Source organism: Streptomyces nanshensis (genome assembly GCF_001751255.1).
GTDB classification, from domain to species: domain Bacteria; phylum Actinomycetota; class Actinomycetes; order Streptomycetales; family Streptomycetaceae; genus Streptomyces; species Streptomyces nanshensis_A.
This window is the reverse complement of the sequence record NZ_LJGW01000636.1, coordinates 1-4,203: the sequence shown is the minus strand read 5'-3', so window position 1 is coordinate 4,203 and position 4,203 is coordinate 1. Positions and strand designations below refer to the sequence as shown.

5 protein-coding genes are annotated in these 4,203 nt (G+C 70.1%); 2 read left to right on the top strand and 3 right to left on the bottom strand.

The genetic code is table 11. The annotated features are described in order from the left end of the window. Window positions 1-153: 153 nt before the first annotated feature. Complete coding sequence (locus tag AN218_RS30605; protein ID WP_070020294.1) at window positions 154-696, bottom strand: alkyl hydroperoxide reductase; 543 nt, start codon at window positions 694-696, stop codon at window positions 154-156. 7 nt (window positions 697-703) lie between these two features. Next, on the bottom strand, window positions 704-1,258 hold the full coding sequence (locus AN218_RS30600; protein WP_070020293.1) for a peroxiredoxin: 555 nt from the start codon (window positions 1,256-1,258) through the stop codon (window positions 704-706). Window positions 1,259-1,497: 239 nt separating this feature from the next. On the opposite strand from AN218_RS30600, the gene AN218_RS30595 reads away from it, so the two are divergent. After that, on the top strand, window positions 1,498-2,124 hold the full coding sequence (locus AN218_RS30595; RefSeq protein ID WP_244900847.1) for a DUF4142 domain-containing protein: 627 nt from the start codon (window positions 1,498-1,500) through the stop codon (window positions 2,122-2,124). Window positions 2,125-2,338: 214 nt separating this feature from the next. Next, window positions 2,339-2,617 (top strand): ANTAR domain-containing protein, encoded by a 279-nt coding sequence (locus AN218_RS30590; protein ID WP_070020291.1) that lies wholly within the window; start codon window positions 2,339-2,341, stop codon window positions 2,615-2,617. Window positions 2,618-2,648: 31 nt separating this feature from the next. On the opposite strand, the gene AN218_RS30585 is transcribed toward AN218_RS30590, so the two are convergent. After that, the gene (locus tag AN218_RS30585) at window positions 2,649-3,962 is read right to left on the bottom strand and encodes a PP2C family protein-serine/threonine phosphatase (RefSeq protein WP_070020290.1); all 1,314 of its coding nucleotides are present in this window, start codon (window positions 3,960-3,962) and stop codon (window positions 2,649-2,651) included. Window positions 3,963-4,203: the final 241 nt, after the last annotated feature.

The window sequence follows — 4,203 nt, the reverse complement described above, 5'->3', positions numbered from 1 at the left end:
CGTTCGCGTTCCATGCGGGGCCGGTCCCCGCACAGAGGCCCGGCCGCCCGGCACCGCTCAACGCGCAGGGCCCGCACGCCACTTGCTCGTGACGTGCGGGCCCTGTCGTGCGGCCGCCGGGCGCATCGCCCCGCGGTCCTGTGGACGCGGACCTCAGACGTGCTCGTTCTGAAGCTGCGCCTCCGCGTCCAGCGTCGTGCCGACCGCCTGCACCACGGCGGCGATCTTGAACGCCTCCTGGACGGTCTCCCGGTCGACGCCCGCCTTGCGCAGCACCTGCTCGTGCGAGTCGAGGCACTGGCCGCAGCCGTTGAGCGCGGAGACCGCGAGCGACCACAGCTCGAAGTCGGCCTTTTCCACACCCGGGTTGCCGATGACGTTCATCCGCAGGCCGGCGCGGAGGTTGCCGTACTCCGGGTCGGAGAGCAGATGCCGGGTGCGGTAGAAGACGTTGTTCATCGCCATCACCGCGGCCGCCGACTTGGCCGCCTCGTACGCCTCGGGGCTGAGGTGCTCGCGCGCCTCGGGCTCCAGTGCGCGCAGCACGGAGCCGGAGCGGGAGGCGATCGCGCAGGCCAGCACGGTGCCCCAGAGCCGCTGCTCCGGGAGCTGCGAATTGCCTATGACGGAGCCGAGGTTGAGCTTCAGGTCCTTGGCGTAGCCGGGGAGCGCCGACTTCAGGTCCTCCAGAGCCATCCGGCGCTCACTCCCCCGCCAGGAGCCTGGAGGCGTCGAGGGTCTCCTCGCCGGGCGTCCAGTTGCAGGGGCACAGCTCGTCGGTCTGCAGGGCGTCGAGCACCCGCAGCACCTCCTTGGGGTTACGTCCCACGGAGCCGGCGGTCACCATCGCGAACTGGATCTCGTTGTTCTGGTCGACGATGAAGACCGCGCGCTGGGCGAAGCCGTCCTCGCCCTGCACCCCGCAGTCCCGCATCAGTTCGCGCTTGGAGTCCGCCAGCATCGGGAACGGCAGGTCGCGCAGGTCGTCGTGGTCGCGGCGCCACGCGTGGTGGACGAACTCCGAGTCACCGGAGACGCCGAGGATCACGGCGTCCCGGTCGGCGAACTCCCCCTCCAGGCGCCCGAACGCGGCGATCTCGGTCGGGCAGACGAAGGTGAAGTCCTTGGGCCAGAAGAAGACCACTTTCCACTTGCCCTCGTGGGTCTTGTGGTGGATCTGCTCGAACTCCTTGCCCTTCTCCAGCGAGACACAGGCGGTGAGTTCGAACTCGGGGAACTTGTCACCTACGGTGAGCAACGTGCACTCCTTGCGCGGTGGAATGCCCAATTTCCGGTGCATTCCTGGTGGTTGGTCATCACCAACAGTGCCACAGGGCTCAATGATCACAAAAACCCGCCCGTACGCATAGCAGCCGCCGACGGACGGCACCGGGTTCTTGTCGAGTCAGGATGAGGCCCTACCGGATCCTCACACGGCTCACTAACCTCCGTCGAAACTCGAGATGTGTGGGGAGAGGGGGCGGCATGCGGTCCGCCATGACGTCGGGTCGGGCGATCGGCACGGTACTGATCGTCTTCTCGCTCGTAGCTACACTCGCCGCGCTCGTGCTGCCGTCCGATATGTTCGAGGGGAACCGGGCCAGCGCGCTCGCCCGCGCCGGATGGCAGGACGACGGCAAGGGGACCTGGCAGACGAAGTACGGCCCGCTGACACCGATGGACCGGGACTTCATCCGCAAGGTGCGCTCCGCCGGGCTGTGGGAACTGCCCGCCGGACGTGCGGCGCAGGAGCGCGGCACCACCGAGTCGGTACGGGTCGCGGGAGACCATCTCGTCGACGGGCACACCGAATTGGACAAGCGGTCCATCAAGTGCTCGCGCGCGATGAACGTTTCGCTGCCCAACCAGCCCAACGGTTCCCAGAAGGAGTATCTGGGCGACATGGAGCGGGCCTCCGGCAAGAAGTTCGACAGGGTGCTCGTGGAGCATCTGCGCCGGCAGCACGGCATCGTCTTCGGCCTCGTGGGCCTGGTACGCGACCAGACGCGCAACTCGATGGTGCGCTCGCTGGCCACGCGTGCCAACACGATCGTCCTGGACCACATCACGGTCCTGGAGGACACCGGCCTGGTGAAGTTCGAGGACATCAACGACGTGACGTGACCGGTGCGTTGGGCGTGCGCGCGCGGTGCGTCGTACGCGTCGTACGCGTCGTACGCGTCGTACACGAGCGGGATCACGTGAGTGGGACGGGGCCCGGGAAGTCAAGTCCGGGCCTCCCACAGTGGCCACTGCGGCACACTCTGTGATTGTCTGCATGAAGCGGGCGGCATTCCAGCCATCCGGTTTCTCCTGCGCGTGCAGAGGTGGGGCAACTGTGAACTGTGCGGAGCATCCTGGAAGCGAGATCGGACAGCGGTACGGACACGAGACCGACGCGTCTCTCGTCGCCCGCGCCGAGGCCGCGCTGATGGCGGCACACGGCTGTACGCCGCAGGTCGCTGCGGGCATCCTCACCGGCGTCGCCCGCAGCGCCGGCACCGAACTGCGCGCCGTGGCCGAGACGGTGGCGGCGGTGGCCGAGAGCAACGCGCAGGCCCCGCCGGAGACCGTACGGGCCGCGATCACCTGCGCACTGCGCAACGTCCTTCCGTAGCGGGCGCGTTGAGCGGTACGGGGGCCTGCCGTCAGGCGCCGTGCCGCACCCAGCCCGGACGGGACCACTCCAGACACAGCACCGTGGCGTCGTCCCGCGGATCGTGGTCGGTGCGCTCCAGCACGGACTGCGTCAACGCCCGTACGGCCTCACGGGGATGAGTGTGCCGCGTCGCCGTGACGAGGTCGCGCAGCTCGCTGTTGCCCCCGTCGCGCTCGTACTCCAGCATCCCGTCGGTGAGCAGCACGAGCCGGTCGCCGGGGCGCAGATCGATGCTCTGGACCCGGTAGCCGGTGTCCGGCGAGATGCCGAACGGCAGGTCGACCAGCGGCTGCAGCTCCTCGACGCGGCCCTCGCGCAGCCGCAGCGGCCATACATGTCCCGCGTTGATGAAGGCCGTACGCCCGCTGTCGAAGGCGACCGTCAGCAACTGCCCGGTGACCAGGGCCTGTGCCCCGTGCTCGGCGAGGGAGCGGCGGATCTGGGCCGACTCGTCCAGCACGACCCGGTGCTCCTGCGCGGCGTGTTCGAGGACGGCCATGTTGGCGGCGTCCGCCTGGTCGACGAGGCCGAGCCCGGCACGGCGCGCGTTGCGCATCGAACCGACGACGGCGCTGGCGAGCTGTGCGGCGCGTACGTCGTGGCCCATGGCGTCGGTGAGCGACATGAACAGGCCGCCGCGGTTGAGGGTGTAGTCGAAGGTGTCGCCCCCGACGTTGGCGGCGGGCTCCAGCGACCCGGCGACGATGAACGGTCCCGCGTCACAGGTGAAGGAGTCGGGCAGCAGCCGGTGCTGGATCTCGGAGGCCAGGGAGAGCCGGGTGGTGCGGCGGCCCCACTCGAAGAGGTCGGTGAAGCGGCGGTTGACGATCACGACGTAGGCGAGCGCGTGCGCGGCCTCGACGAGGAGTTCCAGCGTGGCGGCGTCCGGGGGCGCGGGCAGGGTCATCTCCAGGACGCCGATGGAGTCTCCCCGGTCGCTGACCGGCGCGACGACCCTCGTGCCGCCGCTGCGGGATGTGCCGCGGGACGCGCCGTGCGCATCTCCGACGTCTCCGTGGTCGGTGCCGCTGTCGCCGACCCAGGTCTGCTGGGAGACGATCACCCGCTCGTACACGGTGCCCGCCAGCGGGACCGTCTCGGGGCCGCCGCCGACGGCCTCCTCCGGAGCGCCGGTGAGCCGGACGACCGCGTTGCCGCCGTGGTCGGTGATCAGGAAGGCGATGTCGTCCGCCGAGAACCGCTCCCGCAGCAGCCCCGCGAGCACGCCCACGGACTGCATCGGCGGCGCGGCCTGCACCGCCATCAGGAGACCGCTCAGCCAGTCGGAGTTGCCTGCCGTCATCGCGCGCCTTCCCGTCGGGATCACGCCCGCCCGTACGGAACGTCCGCTCAGGAGAGAGCGGGCAGACACCTCGCCTTCCGAGAAGTATCGGGTCGTACGGAGGGGGCGGCGAGGCACGCTGCGCTGTTCGGGCTGCGGCCGGCGGCGGGTGAAGGCGGGAACGGGCCGGGAGAAGGCGGGGACGGGGGTGCGGCCGGGCCGCCGCGCGAAGCGCGTGTGTCACTCCTCGCGCGGCGGCCGG